Source organism: Corallococcus carmarthensis, from assembly GCF_003611695.1.
GTDB lineage: Bacteria > Myxococcota > Myxococcia > Myxococcales > Myxococcaceae > Corallococcus > Corallococcus carmarthensis.
On sequence record NZ_RAWE01000003.1, the window covers coordinates 44,608 to 67,096 of the forward strand.

Consider the following 22,489-nt stretch of genomic DNA (forward strand, 5'->3'; position numbering starts at 1 on the left):
TTCTAGTTTTACCATGAATCCATCTGTAACCGGTAAGGCTATGAATTGTAGCCTTGCCGGTTACAATCCTCCTCGGCCGCGAGTCCCCTTCCTCCGTCCCTCCTCTGAGCGGCCCCTCCGTCCTTGCGTGGCACCGTGAGTGCAGCGGAGGCATTGCCACTCCATGACCGGGACCGGGGACATTCGCCTCCGGTTCCATCCCCGCATCGGAGGTTCCGTGAAACGTCTTGCATGGCCCTTCGTGCTGCTCACCGCGTTCTCGACCGCGGCCCTGGGCAGCACGAATCCGAAAGGCAGTCCTCCCAATCTCATCCAATCCGCCACCCGGACGGCTGTCTTCACCCCCGTGGATGACCGGGGGCAGCCCATCGACATCCTGCCCGTGGGTGACTCGCTCACCGTCGGTGCCCAGGGGCTGGAGCCCAACACCGTCTACGAGCTGCGCTTCGCGCTGGACGCGGAGCGCATCCCCACGCTGAAGGAGGCCGTCGGCTTCGCCCGCGCGACGACGGACGCCAAGGGCGTGCTCGCGCCGCACATCCTCTGGTTCCAGTCCGGTGTCGTGGGCTGCCCGGAGCGCGCGGCCCCGCCTGAGTCGCCCTACCGCTTCCCCAGCTTCGAGCGCGCCCGGGAGGCGCTCGACGGCCGCACGCTGCTCGTCACCGCGCAGGCCGTGGCGGCGGACAAGACCGGGGAGATTCCGCCCATGAAGCTTCCCGTGGGCGAGCCGGTCGCCGCGTTCAACCTCCCCATCAAGGTGGGCGCCACCCCGCGCGTCTACCCGTCCACCGCCGACGGCTGTCTGCTCAACGCCCATGAGACGGGCCGGGGCGACCTGTACGTGACGGGCTCCGGCTTCCGGGGCAACGAGACCGTGGAGGTCTCCATCGTCCCCAACCAGCGCGCCTGGCGCGAGGGCGACGCCTTCGCGGACGTGTCGGGTGACAACTTCGCCGCCGCTCCCAAGAAGGTCGTCACGGACGCCTCCGGCCGCTTCACGATTCCGGCGTGGAACGCCGATTTCCAGCGCCGTGGCGTCTACGACATCATCGCGCGCCGTCCCCTGTTCAACCCGCCCACGGGCGTCCTGAGCGCCAGCGACATCGTGTCCTACGGCATCGACACGGGCGTCGTGCTCTACATGCTCTACCCGGTGGGCGGCCCCACGATGGACCTCGCCGGCCGGCCCCTGAACAGCTTCCCCTACTTCGAGTTCGCGGACTCGTTCGCGGACACCGCCGACCCGGTGTGGGGCGCGGTGGATCCCACCTACGTGCCCGCCGGCCACCCCGGCGGCACCTGGGCGGCCTACTACGTGGTGAACCACCGCACGGTGCTGGGCTGGACCTTGAACACCAGCCTCGTGGACGTGTCGGGCGGCATTGAAATCCAGCAGGTGAAGGCGGGGTGCGTGAACGGCACCGACGTCGTCATCTGGCAACCGCCGCTCGTGAAGGGCTCGTACGACGTCGTCGTGGACTTCGGCTCCACCGTGGCCAGCACGCCCGGCGCCTACGCCACCGACGGCAACTACAACGACACCGTCGACTTCCTGGATGGCTCCAACCAGATTGGCTTCCAGGTGGCGAAGGATCCGTACGCCTTGGGCACCTACCCCATTGGCCAGGACAGCTACTCCGTCGACGACTACTTCCCCACCATTGGCGGCGCCTCCAACGTCGACCTGCGCGCCGTCGTGCGCTACCCGGCCGTCGCCGCGGGCGTGGGCACCGCCGTCGCCGCGGGCACCTTCCCGCTCTTCGTCATCCAGCACGGCAACCACCGCATCTGCTACAACTCCCAGACCCACGCCGCCTGCACCAACCGCGTGCCCAATCATCAGGGCTACATGCGGCTGCTCGACACGCTGGCGAGCAACGGCATCATCGCGGTCTCCATCGACGCGTATGACCTGTCCGGGGCCGTGCCGCAGTGGATCCCCGAGCGCGGCCAGCTCATCCTGAAGCACCTGGAGCAGTGGTCGCACCTCAACAACGCCGCCACCTACCCCAGCTACCCGAACTTCTTCGCCGGGCGCTTCAACGGCAAGCTGGACATGACGAAGATCTCCGTGTCGGGCCACTCGCGCGGCGGTGAAGCGTCGGTGTCCGCGTACATGCAGAACACCGCGTTCAACATCGTCTCCGTGTCCTCCATCGCGCCGGTGGACGGGCAGCTCTACACGCTGCCCGCGGGCGTGCCCTACTTCGTCATCCTGCCCGCGGCGGACGGCGACGTGACGTCGCTCGCCGGCGCGAAGATCTACGACCGGGCGCTGGGGACCAAGAGCTCCATCGACGTGTATGGCGCCAGCCACAACCTCTTCAACACGGTCTGGGCGGCGGACGGCGATGACTCACCCAGCACGCGCAACGACTACATCACCGCGCCCAACCAGCAGCGCATCGGTGAGTCCTACCTGTCCGCCTTCGCCCGCATCTACCTGAAGAACGAGACGGTCTACGCGGACATGATGCGCGGCCAGCTCACGTTCCCGTCCACCGCGGGCTACAAGATCTACGCGACGCACCACGAGAACTCGCACACGCGGCTCAACAGCGGCTCCACCACCGGCTTCACCCCGGGGGGGCTCATCACGCTGGCCAACGCGAGCAACCCCGCGCCGCACAGCACCAGCGTCCTGCGCGCCACCTGGACGGGCAACACCGCCACCGCGACGTTCACCGTCCCCGTGGCCCAGCGCGACACCACCGGCTACGAGGTGCTGTCCTTCCGCGTGGCCCAGACGACGTCCGCGTCCAACCCCGCCAGCGGCACCCAGGACTTCCGGGTGGAGCTGGCCACCGGAGCGACCGTCAAGGCCACCTCCACCTCCCTGTTCGACGTCATCCCCAAGCCGTACGTCCGGCCGGGCAACGTCGTCCTGCACACGGTGCTGACCACCGTGCGCATCCCCCTGCATACCTTCATCATGAACGGCAACGGGGTGACGCTGACCAACGTCGACACCGTGCGCATTCGCTTCACCAGCCCTTCCACCGGAGACATCTATGTCGACGACGTCGAATTCTCCCGCTAGCCGTCTGTTCCTCGTGGCGGCGGCCTGCCTGGCGCTGACAGGCTGCGCGGAGGAGACCAAGGGTGCCACCGAGCCCCCCGCCACGGCTCCCACCGCGGCGCCGGCCACCCAGGCCCCCGCGCCCATCCGCGCGGAGCCCACCTCGCCGGACGCGGCCCGTCCGGTGGAGGTGCTCCGGGTGTCCGCGCGCAAGGTGCGCGGGGACGCCGAGCTGACCCGGATGGCCGGGCCGGCCCTGCTCGCCCGCGCGGAGGCTCCGATCGCCATCGAGGTGCAGACCCAGGAGCCCCTGGGCTCGCTGGAGCGCTCGTCCTCGCCGGAGATCTACCTCAACGGCGAGCGCGTCGGAGACACCTGGGCGGTTCCGCCCGACCGCCTCTTCGTCTTCCTGCCGGACGCCAAGTCGCTCAAGGACGCGAACGAGGTGACGGTGGCCTGGCTGGGCAACGAGGCCCAGACGCGCTCCACCCGTCCGGCCACGCTGACCCGCCAGATGCTGCCCTGAGCCTGGGGCAGTGCTGACTCCGGGCGCGGGCGCTCCCCTCATGGGGGAGGGCCCGCGCCCTTTTCACGCCCGGCCTCCAACGCCCTCGCGAAGCGGGCCTTGCGAAGCCGGAGGGCTAGAACTTCTGGCGCACATGCCCGTTGAATGACGCCATGGCCTACAACGTCCCGCTTCCCCTGCGCGCGCTCCTGCCGCTGGGGTTCACCGCCCTCCTCGTGATGCTGTCGCCCCGGGTCCTCGCGGCCCGGGCCACCACGCGCTCCCTGGGCGGCGAGAACCGCTACCTGACCCACGTCACCACCGACAAGCCGCTCTACCGCCCCGGAGAGCAGGTGCTGGTGCGCGGCCTGGTGCTGGAGGCCCTGAGCCGCAAGCCGTACGCGGGCTCCCTCCAGGCGCAGCTGGAGGTGCGGGGCCCCAAGGGGGACGTCGTCACCACCAGCACGGCGTCCACGGCGGACGCCGTCTGGGGCTACGCCTGGCCCATCCCCGCCGGCCAGCCCGGCGGCGAGTACACCCTGCGCGTCACCTACCCGTGGACGGGCGCGGCCCCCGCGGAGCGGAAGTTCGACGTGCGCGCCTACCGGGCCCCCCGGCTCAAGTCCCAGATTGAGTTCCTCCGGGACGGCTACGGGCCGGGCGACACCGTCACCGCCACGTTGGACGTGAAGCGCGCGGAGGGCGGCGTGCCCGAGGGCGCGAAGGTCACGGCCAACGCGCTCGTGGATGGCGCCACCGTGGCGCAGGTGCCGTGCACGGTGGACGCGAAGGGGCGCTGCACCGTGCGCTTCCCGCTGCCCGCGGCGATGGAGCGCGGCGAAGGCACACTGGCCTTCACCATCGAGGACGGGGGCGTGGTGGAGTCCGCGGCGAAGACGATCCCCATCCTCCTCCAGACACTGGACCTGGCCCTGTACCCGGAGGGCGGCGACCTGGTGGTGGGGCTCGCGTCGCGCGTCTACTTCGAGGCGCGCACGCCCGCGCGCAAGCCGGCGGACCTGGCGGGCCGGGTGGTGGAGGTGGGCAGCGGCAAGGTGGTCGCCCGCGTGCGCTCGGAGCACGAGGGCCGTGGCCGCTTCGAGCTGACCCCGCAGGAGGGTGTGCGGTACGCGCTGCGCATCGACTCGCCGTCGGGCATCCAGAAGAGCTTCCCGCTGCCGGAGGTGAAGCCGCGGGGCGCCGTCATCCGCGTGCGCGAGGACGTGGTGCCCGCGGGCCGGCTGGTGCAACTCGCCGTGGGCCTGTCCAACGTCGGCCGCGCGACGGTGACGCTGAGCCAGCGCGAGGTGCGCGTCGCCTCGGCGGTGATTGGCGATGTGAAGGGCGGGCCGGTGACGCTGGATCCGGGCGAGGCGGACGGCGTGCTCGTCGCCACGGTGTGGGACCACGACGGGCGGCCTCTCGCGGAGCGGCTGGTGTTCCGCCAGCCCTCGAAGGAGCTGGCGGTGGAGCTGAAGGCGGACCGCACGCGCTACGTGCCCGGGGGCCCGGTGCAGCTCACTGCCAGGACGACGCGCGGCGGCCAGCCGGTCTCCGCGCTGGTGATGCTCACCGTGACGGATGACGCGGTGCTGGAGCTGTTGGAGACGCGCGACCAGGCGCCGCAGCTTCCGGTCATGGTGCTGCTGGAGCCCGAGGTGAAGGAGCTGGCCGACGCGCAGCTCTACCTCGACGCGAAGAATCCGAAGTCGAAGCTGGCGGTGGACCTGCTCCTGGGGACGCAGGGCTGGCGGCGCTTCGCGCTGACCGACACGCAGGCCTTCCTCGCCCGGCATGGGGACGCGGCGATGCGCGTGCTCGCGGTGCGCTGGCCGCAGGAGCCCGTCCGCAAGCCCCGGCCGTCCGTCAGCAGGTCCGGACGCGGCGGCGCCGTCGCCTCTGGCCTGGCGGGGCCCCTGGGAGACGGACAGCCCCTGATGGACCGGAACATCGTGGACGAGGATGACGCCTTCGCCGGCCACGCCGAGGGCGCGGTCCTCCCCGAAATGGCCCCTGTCGCCGCGGCGGTCGCGGCGCCCATGGCTCCGGCACAGGATGCCCTGGAGGCAGAAGCCCCGGCCCCCGTGCTCCAGTTGGCGAAGGAGGAGGTGGCGCCGATGGAGGCGCGGAAGGCCGCTCGCGCGAAGCGGGACATGCGCTTCGACGACAAGCATGTCCTCCAGGGGAATCTGCTCTACCTGCGCGAGTTCGCGCACACCGCGCGGCCGAACCGCAAGGCGGGAGACCGGGTCGACTTCGCGGAGACGCTCTACTGGAACGCCGGGGTCCGCACGGATGCCCGCACCGGCGAGGCGCGGGTGTCCTTCGCGATGAGCGACTCGGTGACGACGTTCAAGGCGTTCGCGGGGGCGGTGGGCGGTGACGGCGCGCTCGGCTCGGCGGTGGCGGAGCTGGAGTCCGTGCAGCCGTTCTACGCGGAGCCCAAGCTGCCGCTCGAGGTGACGTCGGGAGACGTGGTGCGGCTGCCGGTGGCGCTGGTGAACGGGACGGAGGCGCGGCTTTCGGGCGCGGGGGTGAAGGTGGAGCTGAAGGGGGACGTGAAGGTCTCCGGCGGCCCCACGCTGGACCTGGCCTCGCAGGCGCGGGCCCGGCAGCTCTTCTCGCTGGAGATTGGCCAGGAGGCGCGGCCGGTGGACGTGAAGCTCACGGCGAGCGCGGGCGAGTACACGGACGTCGTCACCCGCACGCTGTCCATCAAGCCCCGGGGCTTCCCGGGCCGCGTGTCCTTCGGCGGGCTGCTGTCCGCGAAGGCAGCCGCGGCGCACCGGGTGGTGCTGCCCCAGGGCCTGGTGCCCGGCAGCGTGCGGACGTCCATCGCCGTGTACCCGGGCCCGCTGGCCAACATGACGGAGTCGCTGGCCCGCCTCATCCAGGAACCCTCCGGCTGCTTCGAGCAGACCAGCTCCACGACGTACCCCATGACGATGGCGCAGCAGTACTTCCAGACGCACACCGGCGTGAACCCGGAGCTGGTGGCGAGCGCGAAAGAGAAGCTGGAGCGCGGCTACCAGCGGCTGGTGGGCTACGAGACGTCCGAGAAGGGCTACGAGTGGTTCGGGCAGAACCCGGGCCATGAGGCGCTGACCGCGTTCGGCCTCTTGCACTTCACGGACATGCGCCAGGTGCGTGAAGTGGACACCGCGATGCTGGAGCGCACGCGCGAGTGGCTGCTCCAGCAGCGGGACGGCCAGGGCGGCTTCAACCGCAAGCGCCGCGCGCTGCACGTGTGGGTGGAGGACGCGGACACGTCGAACGCGTACATCCTCTGGACGCTGCTGGAGAGCGCGGGCCAGCCGGGCTCGCAGGCGAAGGAGCTGTCGCGCGAGGTGGCCTCGCTGAAGGCCGCCGCGGCGAAGAGCACCAACAGCTACGTGGTGGCCCTGGCGGCCAACGCGCTGGCGCTCGCCGGTGACACCGCCGAGGCCCGGAAGCTGATGGGCCGGCTCGCCTCCTCGCAGGGGCAGGACGGCGTGGTGGGCGGCGCGACGCAGTCCATCGTGGGCAGCTCCGGAGAGACGCTGAACATCGAGACCACCGCGCTGGCGGTGCTGGCGTGGATGCGCGACCCCGCCTACGTGGGCAACGTGGAGCGCGCGATGAAGTTCCTCGCGGAGTCCAGCGACGGTGGCCGCTACGGCGCGACGCAGAGCACGGTGCTCGCGCTGCGCGCCATCATCGCCTACGACAAGGCGCGCGCGTCGAAGCTCACCCCGGGCCTGGTGCGCGTCTACGTGGACGGACGCCCGGTGGGCGAACCGGTGCGCTTCGACGGCTCCACCCAGGAAGCCCTCAAGCTGCCCGACGTGAGCGCGCTCCTGGGCGCGGGCGAGCGCCGCGTGGAGCTGCGGATGGAGGGCGGCGCGGAGCTGCCGTACTCGGTGGAGGTCACCTTCAACATGCTGACGCCGGACAGCTCGAAGGACACGGCGGTGACGCTGGAGGTGGCGCTGGCGAAGACGGCGCTCACCGAGGGTGAGCCCACGGAGGCGCGGGTGGTGGTGGCCAACCGCACGGGCCAGCGGCTGCCCACGGCGGTGGCCATCTTCGGCGTACCGGGCGGGCTGGAGGTGCGGCACGACCAGCTCAAGGAGCTGGTGAAGCGGCAGGTGGTGGATGCGTACGAAGTGCTCGGGCGCGACGTCGTCCTGTACTGGCGGGGCATGGAGCCCCACAAGCGCATCGACGTGCCGCTGTCCCTGATCGCCGCGGTGCCCGGCACGTACACGGGCCCGTCCAGCCGCGCGTACCTGTACTACGCGGACGAGCACAAGACGTGGAGCGAAGGTGTGAAGGTCACCATCGCCCCGAAGCCGTAGCCGCGCAGGGAGCCGGACAGACGGGGGTGGGGAGGCCGTGCCCTGGCCTCCCCGCTCGTCTACTGTAGGCGTATGAGGACCGTCGCTGAATGGAAGGCAACGCTGCGTGCCGAGCTGAAAAACGCACTGCGCACTCGCAATGCATCCGCCTCGGCGGTGCTTCGGGAAACGCTCGCCGCCATCGACAATGCAGAGGCGCCCGATATCAGCGTCGCGCCCGCACCGCTCGGTGGCGCCATCGCCGGCAGCGCGGAGGGACTCGGGAGCGGCGAAGTGTCTCGACTGCTCTTGTCTCCAGAGGCGGTGGAGGCGCTCATCCAGCGTGAACTCCAGGAGCGTCGCGACGCGGTGGCGCTCTACATCCAACTTGGAAGGCACGAAGAGGCCAGCGCGCTGCAGACGCAAGTGGATGTGCTCCTGGCGCTTTGAGCGCGGCGGGCTCAGCGCCAGAACACCACGCACGTGATGGAGTTGCTCGCTCCGAAGCCCGGCAGGACGCCCGCGTCGCCACCCCAGTACACGCAGTTGGCGAGCGCATCGTTCTGGTATCCCAACACGCCGCCATGCCCGTTCGGCGTCATGGCGAGGCTGAAGTCGAAGTTGCCCGCTCCCAGGCTCGCCGTGAGCAGGTCGCTCACTGCCTGTCCAAAGGAGTCCGCCGACCCCGGAGCGTCCGTCGCCGCGCGGTAGAGCACCCAGTAGAGGTCGTCGTGCGACAGCGCATTCAGGTTCGACCTCGCCAGGAACTCCTCGCGCGTGCGGTTCTTGATGCTCTCGGGGACGGGACCGCTGACAGCCTTCGCCAACTTCATGGGGACACTCCGTGTCGTGTGTGGAAGGAACCCTTCCTTCCCGCCCCCAGCCCTGAGCAATGACGATGCCAGGGCGCAGGAACACCCCTTCCCTCGGAAGCCCCGTCCCGGACGAATGCCACTGACGCGTCAGCGCCCACGTTGACCCGTCAGCGCGGCGAGCTGATGGGCACGGCGGGTCTCCGGAGACTGCGAGTGTTCACCGGCGAAGGAGTGAGCCCATTGGCCTGACGCGAATGACAGCGCTACCCTGGCGAGGCAGCACAAACCCTCAACCAGGAGAAGCGAATGCGATCGCTAATCATTGCCGGACTGATGGCCGTGGGGCTGATGGTGGGATGTGGCGGCCCCGAAGCCTCCGCGGACGAGCAGGCGACCCTCATGCAGACAGCGGAGAGCGCGAGCAACGACGAAGGTGGAGTGGTTCAAGCGGCGGGAGCATGCGACCTCTGCCATACCAGGTGGGTTGCCTGCCTCCGTCGCACGGGGGGAGATGTCAGTTGCGATGAGACCTATGAAGCCTGCCTGCTGGAGAATGGCTGCGAGTCCCAATAGGCATCACGGGTTCGCGTCCACGAGTGGCCTGGGCCCGCAGCCCTGGCCACCTCATCCACGACGTGACGCGGTTCATGAGCCGTCACGGGGACAAGGCGCGCCGGGCCTGCTCCAGGTGCTCCTGGCACTCGACGTTCGCGGGTTCCAGGCGGACGCACTGGAGGAAGGCCGTTTCCGCCTGAGGGTAGTCCCCCTCCCGCATGGCGAGGACGCCCAGATGGAAGTAGGCCCGCGGGTGCTCCGGATTGTAGCGAAGCGCTTGACGGAGGTGTGCCTTCGCCTTCACCGGATCGCCCCGAGTGAGCGCGATGAGGCCCTTGTTGGCCCCACAGGTCGGCGGAGCGGGGCGTGAACTCCAGCCCCAGGTCGCAGTACATCTCCGCCTTGTCCAGGTTGCCATCGAGCAATTCCTGGACGCACCGTGGATTGTAATCACTCACGTACTCACATCTGAAGGACTCCGGTTCGTGAGCGCAGTCCGCGAGGAGCAGCACCGCGACACAGGCCATGACCGCACGCATCGAGTCCATGCGTGCCATTTTTGCACGAAATCTTCTGGCGCGTACGCCGTGCTCACGGCGCCAGGACGAGGCGCTGAACCCGCCTTTGACTGGCAAGCCAGGGCCGCCTGGCATGTCAGACGGGGGGAGTACTGTCTTCAATTCCTGACGCCCCCACGGCTGGAGAAGAAACGCGAATGAGAACCGCATTGTTGTTCCTGACGACGACCCTCATTGGAGTCGGCACGCTCGGATGTGGAGCGGAGCCTTCCTCCGCCGTGACCTCCCAGCAGCAAGCCATTGCAGCCCCCTCGGGTGTCACCGCGGTCGCGGGCATCCGGGCGATGACCGTCTCCTGGAGCTACACGCCTGACACCACGGGCAGCGCCCTCGCCTCCTTCGAGGTCGTGGCCACGCCCGGAGGCGCCAAGGTCGTCACGGGCCCCACGGCCCGGAGCGCCCTGGTGACGGGGCTGACGAACGGGACGAACTACAAGTTCACCGTGACGCCCATCCTCGCGGATGGCACCCGCCAGACTTCGAGCGCCTCCGCCTACGTGCGCACCTTCGATGTCCCCACCAGTCCCAGCTGGGGCGCGTACAAGTCGGGCGACCAGCAGGTGGAGTTGAACTGGTACGCCCCGGCGACTGGGGGACAGCCCATCCAGGGCTACACCGTCACCGCCTCCCCCGGAGGACAGACGTATGTCACCACGGGGACGTCCTTGGTCGTCACCGGGCTCACCAATGGCCAGCCGTACAAGTTCACGGTGCTGGCCACCAACGCGGTGGGCAGCTCACTGCCTTCCGGTTCGACGAGCACCCTGACGCCCGCGGCCCTGCCGAGCGCGCCCCAGAACGTGACAGCGACGGCGGGCATCCGTTACGCGACGGTGCGCTGGACGGCCCCCACCAGCAATGGAGGGGGCTCCATCTCCGGGTACCTCATCACCACGAATCCGGGCGGCCTCACCCAGTTCGCGGGTTCCACCGCGACCTCCGCGACGGTCGGGGGCCTTGCCAACGGCGGCACCTATGCCTTCAGCGTGGCCGCCCAGAACGCGACGGGCACGGGGACCGCAGCGACGACCAGCGCTGTCACGACCCCCTCCCTCCCCTCCGCGCCCATCAACCTCACGGGCGTCTTCCACCAGGGAAACATCGAACTGGATTGGCGTCCGCCTGCCGCTGACGGAGGCGCTCCCGTCACCTATTACAAGCTGACGTCCACGCCCGCGGGCGCGGAACGCACGGTGGCCGCCAACCTCCTGGTCGCCTCCATCTCCGGGCTCGCGCTGGAGACGCCGTATACCTTCACCGTGAGCGCGCTGAGCGGAGTGGGTGAAGGCCCACCGGCCACGATTGGCCCCATCCTCACGCGCCCGCAGCCCCGGGCACCCACGGATGTCCGCGTCACGTCCACCGCCCAGGGCGCCGTCGTGCTCTGGAACCCGGCGACCGCCCCCGCGGGAGATCCCGTCACGGAATACCAGGTCACCGCTTCGCCCGGTGGGGGCTCCGTCACCGTCCCCGCGGGCACGCTCGTCGCGACCGTGCCGGGCCTCGTGTCTGGCAACACCTATCGCATCCAGGTGAAGGCTCTCAACTCCGCGGGACAGGGCCGGCCGTCCGCCCCCGTGATTCACCGTCACGTCACCCCGCTGGCCTGCGAGGCTCCGTCCTTCGCGCCGGCTTCCGGGCACTATTTCAACGATGTGAGCAGCTTCGTGGGGGCCGGTGACTTCACGGGAGACGGGCTCGCGGACGTGGTCGTGGGCAACGTCTACCGCCTCGTCGTGCTCGCCAGCGGGCCCCGCCGTTCCCTGACCCCGCTCGCGCCCTCCGTCTCCGCCGGCTCGACGTTCAGGGACCTGCCGCCCGCCGTGGCGGACTTCAACGGGGATGGGAAGCTGGACGTCGCGGCCATCTTGAAAGAGGACAGCACGACCGCGGGAGGCTTTGTCGTCTTCCCGGGGACGGGCACGGGGGCCTTCCAGACGCCCGTTCAAACGCGGCTGGCCGTGAATGTCGGGCTCGACTGCCTCCTGACCGGAGACTTCACCTCCGATGGGACGCGGGATGTCCTCGCGCACACCACCGACAAGCGAATCCTCCTCTACCGTGGCGTGGGCAATGGGAGCTTCTCCGTGCCCACGACCGTCGCCTCGTCCGCGGCCTACTGCCCGGCCGTCGCGGACTTCAACGGCGACGGGTTCCTGGACTACGCCCGGCTGGACAACGTCAACAACCGGGTCGTACAGGCCCATGGCACCGGGACCGGCTCCTTCAAGGTCCCCCTGTATGCCGCCTGCCCCAATTGCTTCGGGGACATGACGGTCGGTGACTTCGACCGGGATGGCGCTCGGGACGACCTGGCCATCGTGCAGTCGAGCCAGGTGCGCATCTACAGCTCTCCCGCGGGCTCGCTGGGCCTGCTGACCCAGTACACGCTCCCCGCGCCCGCGGGCGCCGCGTATTCCCATCCCGTCGTCGCGGACCTGGATGCGGACGGGCTGGACGACCTCTTCTGGACGAACGCTTCGGGTGCAAGGCTGAACCTGATGCGGGGCAGCACGTCCACCCCGCCCTTCGCGCCCCCCATGACCTATGGCTTCAGCGGCGAGGGGGACGCTCCCGCCGTGGGCGATTTCGACGGGGATGGCCGGATGGACGTCGCGCTCGGGGGCAGCTCCCCGGACGTCCGGATCTTCTGGGGAGGCCCCCTGACGCCTGAAAGCCTGCGGCTGGAAGGCCAGCCCGCGGGGCTTGCCAGCGCGGACTTCAACCAGGATGGGGCCACGGATCTGGCCGTGGGCATCCGTGAGAAGAATGCCATTGCCCTGTCGCTGTCTGCCATTGGGGCGCGCGGCGCCGCGCTGCTGACGCCGGTGTTCGTGCCGCCCACGGGGAGCACCCTCACCGGCGGCGTGCAGGACATCGTCGCGGGGGACCTGGATGAGGATGGCCAGGAGGACCTGGCGGCGATCACCACGGCGTCGAACACGACGGCGGACACCCAGCTGGTCGTCTTCAAGCGCGCCGCGGGCGGGGACTTCAGCCCGGCCGAGCGCTACACCGAGGGGTATGGCCCGGCGGAGCTGATCAAGGTGGACCTCAACGAGGACGGCCGGTTCGACCTCGTGACCCTGCGCTCGGTCTCGTACAGCCAGGTCCACCTGAGCCTGTGGCTCAACGTGGGCGGCGGGCGCTTCGCCCCCCGGGTGAACTTCATTGTCACCGCCGAGGGCCCGTCCTCGAGGCTCCTCGCCGCGGACCTGGACCGGGATGGCCACATGGACGTGGCGGTGATGCGCCAGGGAACGCCCAGCATCACGACGGGCCTGGTCCACGTGCTCTGGGGCAGCGGCGACGGCACGGTCACCGGTCCCACGACGTTCACCGGCGAAGTGAACCTCTGGGGCATGGGCCTCGCGGACCTGGACGGTCAGGGGCGCGTGGGCATCACGCTGGAACAGCGCGCGCTGGGGTTCCTCACCTTCGATGCCGCCCGCCAACCCACCCTGACGCCGCTGACCCCGCTGGGGGCCCGGGGGGCCATCCGCGTCCTCACCGACGACTTCAACAGCGACGGCCGGGTGGACCTCTTCTCGTTCAGCGACCACGAGGCCGCCATCGTGCTCCAGCAGACCACCGGAGCCTACGCGGCCGGGCCCAGGACGGCCTGGGGAAGGACCGTGCAGGACGCGTTGAGCGCGGACTGGAACGGGGACGGACTGCCGGACCTGGCGCTCGCGGATGTTGACGCCCAGAGCGCCACCCTCGTGATGAACGTCTGCATGCCCTGACCGGACGCTGGACCGCGAGGCGGCGTTCCGCCGCCGGGGCCCCGGGTCATGGGGACCCGGCGGCGGAACCTCCACGGCAATGACTGAGCGATTCCTTCAAACCGACTTAGGCAGGTAAAAAAGAAAATCCGAAAAAACCAGCATCTCGCAAGAAAGGGGGTGATTGGCACGAAGCCAATCCCTTGAGAACCAAAGGTATTTCATGTCCAAGCTGAACAAGACGCTGCTGACTGCATCCGCCGTGCTCCTGGGGTTGACCGGGTGCGGGGACGCGCAGCTTCCTGATCCGGAGCTGGCCACGACCTCGCAGGGCGTAGCGCCCGCGGCAGCCATCCCGCTGCCCATCCCCGCCTGCGCGGGCGCACTGGACACGGATGGCGATGGCGTCTGTGACCTGGTGGAGACGCTGCTGGGCACCAACCCCAACAACCCGGACACGGACGGGGACCGGCTCAACGACTACGCGGAGTCGTTCGGCTTCGGCGGCGGCCTGGACCTGACGGCCCTTGGCACGAACGCGCGCAGGAAGGACCTCTTCATCGAGGCGGACTACTACCCGGGGCTGCGGCCGACCCAGGCGACGCTGAACCGGGTCATCACGGCCTTCGCCAATGCGCCGGTGTCGAACCCGGATGGCTCCACGGGCATCACGCTGCACCTGGTGGTGGACCAGCAGATCGCCGCGGCGGACGCGGACGCGGACCTGAACCCCGTCTGGACGGACTTCGACAAGATCAAGGCGAAGTACTTCGCCGCCAACCGCGCGCCCTACTTCCACTACATGCTGTTCGCGAACCGGTACGGCGGCGGAAACTCCAGCGGCATCTCGCGCGGCATCCCCGCGCATGACTTCGTGGTGACGCTGGGCTTCGCCGGCGGCGTCACGGAGCTGCAGCTGGCCGGCACCCTGATGCACGAGCTGGGGCACAACATCGGCCTGCGCCACGGCGGCACCGACGACGCCAACTTCAAGCCCAACTACCTGAGCATCATGAACTACGAGTACCAGTTCTATGGCTTCGGCATTGGCGGCCTGAACAACGTGCTCGACTACTCTCGCGTGCAGGTGGCCGCCTTCAACGAGCTGAGCGTCAACGAAGGCGCCGCGTTCACGCCCGCCGGCACGACCACCGAGGCGGACCTCGCGAGGATCAGCGGGCTTCGCTTCAACGACGCCCAGGTCACGGGCAACGCAAGCACCAACCTGGACTTCAACAACAATGGCGCTGTCGATGGCGCGACCTATGGCCGGGACTTCAACCGCAACGGCGTCGCCGACGTGTTCCCCGCGACGCAGAATGACTGGCTGGCGCTCGCGTATGACGGCGGCGGGCAGATTGGCTTCGCCACGGCGGGCCTCACCCAGGACCTGGGCCGGCAGGAGCTGTTCCTCGTCGCCCCGGAGAAGATGGAGCCCTGCCTCACCGTGCCCGAGCGTGACGCCCGGTAATCACCGACGTCCCCGCTGAACCGTCGCATTCCGCCACCGGGCCCACCTTCAGGGGGGCCCGGCGGTCGGGGCTCCAGGCCTGGACGCCCCTGGCGACGCCGACATGGGTATCGTGTCGCGGCGCGGAGGGCCATTCACTTCCTGTTCCTGCCTCCGCGGGGAGACCTGATCCGGATGAGCACCCGTGGTGATACCGCCCCCCTTCCCCACGCCTTCGAGGTCCACGGAGAGGACGGCTTCTTCGTCTCTGACGACGCCGCCCGGATCGACCTGGACGTGGTCCACGGCTATCTGACGCGCTCCTACTGGAGCACGGGAATCTCTCGGACGACGGTGGAGCGGGCCTTGAGCAACTCGGTGCTCTTCGGACTGTATGGCGCAGGGGGAGCCCAGGTGGGCTTCGCGCGTGTCGTCACGGATCGCGCGACGTTCGCCTACCTCTGCGACGTGTTCATCCTGGAGTCACACCAGGGCCAGGGCCTGGGCAGGTGGCTGATGCAGGCAGTCATGGCGCATCCCGACCTCCAGGACCTGCGGCGCTTCATCCTGGCGACGCGCGATGCACACAGTCTGTATGCGCGGTGTGGCTTCACTCCGCTCAAGAGCCCCGAGCGCTTCATGGAACGCCATGACCCGGACGTCTATCGCCGGAAGTAGCGGCGCGCGGGATAAGGATGCGGCTCAATCCGGAATCCGCATCATTTTTCCGCTCCTCGGCTCACTCCCTACAAACCATGCCCCTCCACCGATCTCTCCCCGCCATCGCCGGGTTGCTGCTGCTCGTCCTCATGGCGTGTAGCGCGCAACCCGTCGGCTCCGTCCAACTCGCCGGCTCCGTCCAGCAAGCCCTCTCCTCGAGTGACGTCACCCGCGTCAAGGTGACCGTCTCCTCCTCCGACATGGCTTCCCGCGTCGTCGAGCTGGTCAAGTCCAGCGGTTCCTGGGGTGGCCTCATCGGCAACATCCCCGCGGGAGCGGACCGCTCCTTCCTCGCGGAGGCCTTCGACACCTCCGGCACCCTGCGCTTCCAGGGCCAGGCTTCCGGTGTCTCCATCACCGCCAACCAGACCACCGCCGTGTTCCTCAGCCTCCAGGAGATTGCGGTCCCTGTTCCCTATGACAACGAAGCGCCCGTCATTGACTCCCTGACCGTCTCCGCCAACGCGCTGCTGCCAGGCGGGGCCCTCGCCCTGTCCGCCATGGTTCATGATCCCAACCCCGGAGACACCCTCACCCTGGCCTGGACCGCCACCGGCGGCACCTTTTCCACCGCCACCGCCGCGACCTCTTCGTGGACGGCGCCTGCCTCTATCGGCGTACAGACCCTCACCTTCACCGTGACGGACTCCCAGGGCTCCGCCGTCTCCGTCTCCCTCGCCGTCAACGTCGTCCCGGAGTTCTCCACCGGCGACGCCGCCCTCGGCATCTCCTTCAACCGCTGGCCTGTCGTCACCAGGGTCTCCGCGTCCCTCAACCGCCTCGACGTGGGACAGTCCACCGCCGTCTCCGCGCTTGCCTCCGATGCGGATGCGGATGCCCTTTCCTACCAGTGGACCTCTTCCTGCCCCGGTACCTGGACGAACGCGACGTCCGGCACCGCGTCCTTTGTTCCCGCCTCCAGACCGGCTGACGCGTGCAACAACTGCCGTCTCACCGTCACGGTTCAAGACGGCCGGGGTGGGCAGACCACGGGAGCGATCAACCTCTGTGTCACCGACTCGTCTCCCGTGCGCTTTGCTCCGGCTTTCACCAGCGTCTACCAGTCCGCCACCTCCACCTCACCAGGCCAGACGGTGACCTTTGACGTCACCGCCCTGGACTCGCAGGCCAGTCCCCTGACGTTCGCCTGGACGGCCAACACGGGCTCACTGGCCACGGCGCAGAACACCGCCAATACCAGCCAGGTCGTGTGGACGGCGCCCGCCTTCACGGGCGTGGGTGTCATCCCCACGATTACCGCTGTCGTCACCAATGCCCACGGCCTCTCGGCCTCGAAGTCCTTCTCTGTCTCCGGGCTGCCGACGGATCCCTCCTACCCTCCCGGCACCGTCACGAGCGGAGGTTTGACCTGGGTGAAGCCGGGGGCGGCCACCGTGACCTGGACGGAAGGAAACATGTACTGCACGAATACGGCGATCGCGGGGCTGACCGGATGGCGCATGCCCGTCGAGGAAGAACTGACCAATTTGTGGGTCGACAAAGGGACGGCTTTTCTCGCGGCGCAAGGCTGGCCGCTCGAATGGATCTGGAGCATGTCACCCTATTTTTCTGGCCACGTGGTGACGCGCATGGCGAACGGCGCTAGCAGCTATGCCAATGAGGCCGACAAGCAATTCCTGACGTGTGTTCGTGGGACGGGTGAATACCCGGCCACCGTCTCCCATGCGGGACTGACCTGGCTGAGGCCCGAAACGACGCCGCGGCTGTACACGGACGCGCAGACGTACTGCGCCAGCAGGACGACAGCCGGCCACACGGGGTGGCGGCTGCCGGTTTCATCGGAACTGGACGCCTTGCACGTCGCGAAGGGCAGCCGTTTCCTCGCGAACGCGGGGTGGACGCTCGAGTGGATCTGGACCTCGACCCCCTATCGCACCGGGCACGTCGTCGTGCGCGCCGCCGCCACCGAAAGCTGGGCCGATGGCACCGCCTCGTACTTCGTGACCTGCGTCTACCCCTGACGCCTGACTGCCTCCGGATCCGGCTACGGGAGGGACCGTTGCCGCAGCGCTTTGTTGGCCCCGGTGGACCACAGCGCCCAGCCCATCAGCACGGGCTGGAAGAACAGCCGCACCAACCGCTTGGTGTCCGTATCGAGGCCGAACGCGGAGAGGTGCCTGGCGTACTGATGCAGGTTGCCGGGAAAAACCAGCGCGAAGAACGCCGCCAGTCCCAGCCCGACGGGGACCCGGTGCCGCTTGTTGAAGAGCAGCGTCAACCCGAGTCCTATCTCCACTACGCCGGAGAGCAGGACCACGGTGTCCTTGTTCATCGGGACCCAGTCCGGCACCTGCGCCTGGAAGGGCACTCGCGCGAAGGAGAGATGCCCCGTGCCGGCCCCGACCATGAACGAGCCCAGAAGCACGCGACCCACGTTCTGCAAGGTTGTCGTCCTGGTTTCTTGCAGCACGTGTCTCCTCCGCTCCAGTCCCTGCTCGGAAGATGAAGAGGGGGGATGGAGGGTGCAAGGCGGGGTTGAGCCTGCCTGGCCGCTACCTCAGGGCACTGGCTCCCACGCTGACAGCCGGGTGAAGTCGCCCGCGGTGTAGCGGCCCGTCTCCAAGCCGTTGGTCACCCAGGCACCCTGGAGTCCCAGGGCTTCGTGCATGCCGCGATACGCTTGCACGTCGGTGAGGCTGGGGGCCACCCCGCCGCCCACGACGTTCACGGTCTCCGGCGTGGTCCACAGCCGGTCTCCCGGCACGCGGTCGAACATGAAGTTGTGGTTGTGCGCGTGCGCGACGAGCACGAAGCCGCGAGCGACCTCCGCGGCCACCCGTTCAGTCACCTCGGACCGGAGCTTCGCGCCCGCGCGGTCCGCGCCGGAGAAGTAGACGTGCAGCCGCCCCTGGCCACGCAGGACGTACGCGCTGAACTCGGTGGGGTGCTCCAGCATCGGGAAGCGCCGGGCCTGTCGTTGGAAGAGCCTCCATTCCAGACAGGAGGTGGGCCCTACCGTCCCGGCGCCGCCTTCGAGAACGCGCGCGTTGTTCTCCGCCTCGCGGCGCAGCGGCAGCGCCTGGGCCGCGAACTGCTCGCGCGAACGCGCCAGCAGCGCACGCGCCTCCACCCCGCCGGCTCCGAGCCGGGCCACCAGCGCTTCCCGGTAGCGCTGTCGCTCCGCGTCCTCGGGTGCGGGGGCCCACCACGCCGGGCTGTCAGGCAGGTCGAAGCGTTCGTGCAGCTCGCCAGGGATGGGGGCTTCGGCCAGCGGGATGAGCTCGGCGGGGCTCGAAGGCAGCTCACACGTCGCGACGGACAGGTCCGCCCTCGCCGCGGCGCCCGCTTCCGGCCGAGGTGTCCTGCAGGCAGCGCTCCCCAGGAGAAGCGCGGTCAGCGCAAGGGCTCTCATGGGCATAGAGTACCCGCCCATGATCAAGCTCCACCAGTTCAACCCCTCTGGGAATTGCTACAAGGTCCGCCTGCTGCTGCATCAGCTTGAGATTCCCTTTGAAACACGGGAGGTGGATCTTGCCGCGGGAGAGGCGCGCACGCCGGAGTTCAAGGCCATGAACCCCATTGCCCGGACCCCCACCGTGGAGCTGGAGCCAGGGGTCTTCCTGGCCGAGTCCAACGCCATCCTCTGGTATTTCGCCGAGGGCACGCCCTTCATGCCCACCGACCGGCTGGAGCGGGCGCGGATGCTCCAGTGGATGTTCTTCGAACAGTACAGCCACGAGCCCTACATCGCCGTGGCCCGGGCGTGGCTCGCCTTCTTCGGGGTCCCCGCCGGCAAGGAGAAGGAGCTGGAGGAGCGCATCCAGAAAGGCTACGCCGCGCTCGATGTCATGGAGGGCGAGCTGCGCAAGCGGCCCTTCTTCGCGGGCGAGCACTACAGCCTCGCGGACATCGCGCTCTATGCGTACACGCACGTGGCGGAGGAGGGCCGCTTCGACCTGGGCCGCTATCCCGCCATCCGCGCCTGGTTCGAGCGGGTGCAGGCCCAACCCCGCCACCTGCGCATCACCGACGTCATCCAAGCGCCACCGGCTTCAGGGCCAGCTTGATAAGGTTTTCCGGGTAGACCGCTTTGACAGCACGGCTGTAAATTTTATATACTCCTGGACACACCCGGTTCAACAGAACCCGACCCAGTCCAGCGAGAAGACCGATGTGGAAGTTCTTCCTCTTGATCGTCATGTCCTGGCTTTTCGGCCTGGGCGGCTCGACCGGCCTCGTGGTGCTGCTGATCTTCTTCCTTGGGAATGCCTATTCCATCCGGTACCGGGGGCACTACGGGAAGCTGACAAAGGATGAGTCGCGGTCCCTGCGGCTCAAGACCGATGTCGACACCCATGGCATGCGTGGCCAATGGGATGTCGTTCCCTGGTGGGGAACTTCCAAGCATGTCATCCGCAAGTGGACCTGGGACCAGATCGCACTGGATACGCGGCTCCACAAGGTCATGGAGAAGGCCTCCGGTTCCCTGACGCGCGCCTCGGAAGGTCTCGCGGATTGGATCGACAAGAAGCTCCCGGGCAAGGGGATCAATCCCTACCAGGGGACGCTGGCGGTGATTGACGCCAACCACTCGAAGTCACACACCCCCAAGACAGCGCTTGCGCTGCTGAACAAGGCCTCCCTGGGTTACAAGACCTGGACCAACCAGGCCATCTGCACGCTGGGCGGAACCTTCATCATCTGCGCGGACGCGTACAAGGGCGAGGTCAAGCTCCGGCTGAAGGAGAAGGAGAAGCCGGAGCCGCGAATGAAGTCCGGCACGGTCGCTGAAACGTCCCGGCTCACCTGGAAGATGGGGCAGCTCGTCCTGAGTCCGGGTGCCCCCGCCGTCACGAACTTCCTGAAGGCGCTCTTCGCGCGGATCAACCCGTGGGACAAGCACGCGGTCATCAAGTACCAGGGGGACGCGTACTACGCGCCGACGACGATGTTCGGTGCCTCCGCGACCATCATGAAGGTGATGAACCTCTGCGAAGCCCTCGACTTGAGCAGCGAAGACAAGGAGTTCGTCGGCTATTGCGTGGCCATGCACTGGCTGGACAAGTACCTGAACGACAGCTCGTGGTTCCTGGGCGGCATGCTCACCCCGGATCGCCATTCCCTGATTGAAGCGCTGCAGGGGATGTACGCCCACATCGAGGACAACCCGACCAAGGCCGCGGAGGTGCTGGCCAAGATGTATGAGGAGGCAGACGAGGCGCGGCAGTAGCGCGCGCCCGTTCGTGGCACGGATTTAACTCGGCTTAACTCCACCGGAATGCGGCGGGCCCCGATACTGGATTCATCGGGGCCTTGGGCGGCCCAGAGGGGGAAGTCCATGTCACGCATCCAGAGCCATCCGTTTTCATTCTTCACACCTTCGTCGGCCACGGGGGGCACGCGGAGCTCCCCCCCGCAGTGCCCGGCGGGGACGCAGATGGGGCCGGCTCCCGCGTCTCCGCGCAATGTCGTTCGCGACGCCTTCGAGAGCGCGGTGAACGGCGAGGCGATGCGGCGGCTGCAGGGGCTGGCGAAGCTGGTGACCGTGGCCCAGCAGGGCCCCTTCCCGATGGCCCAACAACCCCGGGGCGGTCCGCCCTCGCTGACCGACGCCACCGGCGTGGGCGACGTCGTCTTCAACCAGTCCGACAAGGCCCAGGAGGGCCCCGTCACGCGCATGCAGAAGTTCCTGGAGGGCGCGGGCTACCTGGACATGGGAAGCGCCGACTACGGCCTGTTCGGGACCAAGACCCAGACGGCCCTCAAGGACTTCCAGACCGCGGAAGGCATCAGCCCCGCGGACGGAAAGATGAGCCCGGCCACGCTCGCCGCCATGCAGCGCCCGCAGTACCCGGCCACGGACTCCACGATGGGCGTCCTGGCGGACGCCTACGCGCCGCAGCTCGGGCGGCCCATGAGCCCGCTGGAGCCGGGAAAGGACGGCGCGATGGTGCAGCGGTTCGAGCGCGGCACCCTCACCCGCATGCCGGGGGGTGAGGTGCGGGTGCAGGACCTGTCCGGCAAGAACCTGGTGCCTCCCACGCCCCCCAGCACCGTCACGACGCTGGAGGAGGCGAAGGCCCTCCACGTCGCCCAGTGGGGCAAGACCGACTACAAGGACTTCAACGACGGCAGCGAGTACTACGGCGGCAACGACTGCGGGCCGACCTCGGTGGTCATCACCGCGACGGCCGTGGGCGCGATGGAGCATCCGGACGCGGCCGGAGCGGGCGAGGCCATCGACGGCGTGCGCGACAACATCCTCGACTACGACTCCAACACGTCCACCACGATGGACGTGACCCAGGTGGCCGAGGGCGTGACGGATGCAGGCGCCGTGGCCACGGTCGTGTACAAGAACCACGTCGACGTGGCGGCCGTGGACGATGCGCTCTCGCGCGGGCACCCCGTCATCCTCGGAGGCAATCCCTTTGGCAGCGACGCCGACCACCAGGCCTGGGGCCCCACGGCGAGCGCCGCCGACAACTACCTGATGGACCACAACTTCGGCGGGCACTGGGTGGCCGTGACGGGCAGGACGGAGTCGGGCAACTACATCGTCAATGATCCGCTCTGCCCCAAGGGCCCCATCGAGGTGACGCCAGAGCAGATGGCCGAGTACGTGGATGGCAACCTCGGCATGGTGGAGGTGAGTCCCAAGCCCGTCCCCGTGTCGTGAGGTGATGACGGACGGGTGCTGGAATGGGGGCGGCCATTTTCCGCGCAACTTCCGCACGCGGTCCGGGTTCATGGGGGCTTTCCTGGAGGAAGGCCCTCATGAAGCGATGTGGAAGGACGCAGTTCAGCTGGGCGTGCGGAATGTTGGCGCTAGGCATTGCCGGCTG

15 protein-coding genes are annotated in these 22,489 nt (G+C 68.6%); 11 read left to right on the forward strand and 4 right to left on the reverse strand.

Features of this window, described 5'->3' with window-relative positions; all coding sequences use genetic code 11:
- Window positions 1–217: 217 nt before the first annotated feature.
- From D7X32_RS01535 to D7X32_RS01550, 4 genes are all read left to right on the forward strand, one after another.
- Window positions 218–3,040 (forward strand): alpha/beta hydrolase, encoded by a 2,823-nt coding sequence (locus D7X32_RS01535; RefSeq protein ID WP_147449969.1) that lies wholly within the window; start codon window positions 218–220, stop codon window positions 3,038–3,040.
- Window positions 3,012–3,545, forward strand: a complete 534-nt coding sequence (locus tag D7X32_RS01540; RefSeq protein WP_147449970.1) for a hypothetical protein — start codon at window positions 3,012–3,014, stop codon at window positions 3,543–3,545. The genes D7X32_RS01535 and D7X32_RS01540 overlap by 29 nt, the downstream gene beginning before the upstream one ends.
- A gap of 152 nt (window positions 3,546–3,697) precedes the next feature.
- A complete protein-coding gene (locus tag D7X32_RS01545) occupies window positions 3,698–7,861 on the forward strand; it encodes an MG2 domain-containing protein (RefSeq protein WP_120600701.1) in 4,164 nt (1,387 codons plus the stop codon).
- Between the two features lie 72 nt (window positions 7,862–7,933).
- Window positions 7,934–8,290, forward strand: coding sequence for a GatB/YqeY domain-containing protein (locus tag D7X32_RS01550; RefSeq protein ID WP_120600702.1), 357 nt, complete (start codon window positions 7,934–7,936; stop codon window positions 8,288–8,290).
- 11 nt (window positions 8,291–8,301) lie between these two features.
- Here the strand turns inward: D7X32_RS01550 and D7X32_RS01555 are convergent, their stop codons facing one another.
- On the reverse strand, window positions 8,302–8,673 hold the full coding sequence (locus D7X32_RS01555; RefSeq protein WP_120600703.1) for a hypothetical protein: 372 nt from the start codon (window positions 8,671–8,673) through the stop codon (window positions 8,302–8,304).
- 637 nt (window positions 8,674–9,310) lie between these two features.
- On the reverse strand, window positions 9,311–9,628 hold the full coding sequence (locus tag D7X32_RS47790; RefSeq protein ID WP_120600704.1) for a tetratricopeptide repeat protein: 318 nt from the start codon (window positions 9,626–9,628) through the stop codon (window positions 9,311–9,313).
- A 297-nt stretch (window positions 9,629–9,925) separates the two neighbouring features.
- On the opposite strand from D7X32_RS47790, the gene D7X32_RS01565 reads away from it, so the two are divergent.
- The 4 genes from D7X32_RS01565 (at window position 9,926) to D7X32_RS01580 (ending at window position 17,665) form a co-directional block, all read left to right on the forward strand.
- Window positions 9,926–13,534: an FG-GAP-like repeat-containing protein gene (locus tag D7X32_RS01565; RefSeq protein ID WP_120600705.1), complete on the forward strand. Its 3,609-nt coding sequence runs from the start codon at window positions 9,926–9,928 to the stop codon at window positions 13,532–13,534.
- 202 nt (window positions 13,535–13,736) lie between these two features.
- Window positions 13,737–14,984: a hypothetical protein gene (locus D7X32_RS01570; RefSeq protein WP_167506425.1), complete on the forward strand. Its 1,248-nt coding sequence runs from the start codon at window positions 13,737–13,739 to the stop codon at window positions 14,982–14,984.
- A 174-nt stretch (window positions 14,985–15,158) separates the two neighbouring features.
- Window positions 15,159–15,641, forward strand: coding sequence for a GNAT family N-acetyltransferase (locus D7X32_RS01575; protein ID WP_120600706.1), 483 nt, complete (start codon window positions 15,159–15,161; stop codon window positions 15,639–15,641).
- A 77-nt stretch (window positions 15,642–15,718) separates the two neighbouring features.
- Window positions 15,719–17,665, forward strand: coding sequence for an Ig-like domain-containing protein (locus tag D7X32_RS01580; protein ID WP_120600771.1), 1,947 nt, complete (start codon window positions 15,719–15,721; stop codon window positions 17,663–17,665).
- Window positions 17,666–17,688: 23 nt separating this feature from the next.
- Here the strand turns inward: D7X32_RS01580 and D7X32_RS01585 are convergent, their stop codons facing one another.
- Together D7X32_RS01585 and D7X32_RS01590 are read right to left on the reverse strand one after the other, a co-directional pair.
- The gene (locus D7X32_RS01585; protein WP_244238806.1) at window positions 17,689–18,078 is read right to left on the reverse strand and encodes a DoxX family protein; all 390 of its coding nucleotides are present in this window, start codon (window positions 18,076–18,078) and stop codon (window positions 17,689–17,691) included.
- Between the two features lie 123 nt (window positions 18,079–18,201).
- Complete coding sequence (locus D7X32_RS01590; protein WP_147449971.1) at window positions 18,202–19,056, reverse strand: hypothetical protein; 855 nt, start codon at window positions 19,054–19,056, stop codon at window positions 18,202–18,204.
- A gap of 19 nt (window positions 19,057–19,075) precedes the next feature.
- Between D7X32_RS01590 and D7X32_RS01595 the strand changes: the two genes are divergently transcribed.
- The 3 genes from D7X32_RS01595 to D7X32_RS01605 all read left to right on the forward strand — a co-directional run bounded on the left by D7X32_RS01595 (window position 19,076) and on the right by D7X32_RS01605 (window position 22,323).
- Window positions 19,076–19,711 carry a glutathione S-transferase family protein gene (locus tag D7X32_RS01595; protein ID WP_120600709.1) on the forward strand — a complete coding sequence of 212 codons (636 nt, stop codon included), beginning with the start codon at window positions 19,076–19,078 and terminating at the stop codon, window positions 19,709–19,711.
- A gap of 104 nt (window positions 19,712–19,815) precedes the next feature.
- The gene (locus D7X32_RS01600; protein ID WP_120600710.1) at window positions 19,816–20,874 is read left to right on the forward strand and encodes a hypothetical protein; all 1,059 of its coding nucleotides are present in this window, start codon (window positions 19,816–19,818) and stop codon (window positions 20,872–20,874) included.
- 207 nt (window positions 20,875–21,081) lie between these two features.
- Window positions 21,082–22,323 (forward strand): peptidoglycan-binding protein, encoded by a 1,242-nt coding sequence (locus D7X32_RS01605; RefSeq protein WP_120600711.1) that lies wholly within the window; start codon window positions 21,082–21,084, stop codon window positions 22,321–22,323.
- The last annotated feature ends 166 nt before the right edge of the window (window positions 22,324–22,489 follow it).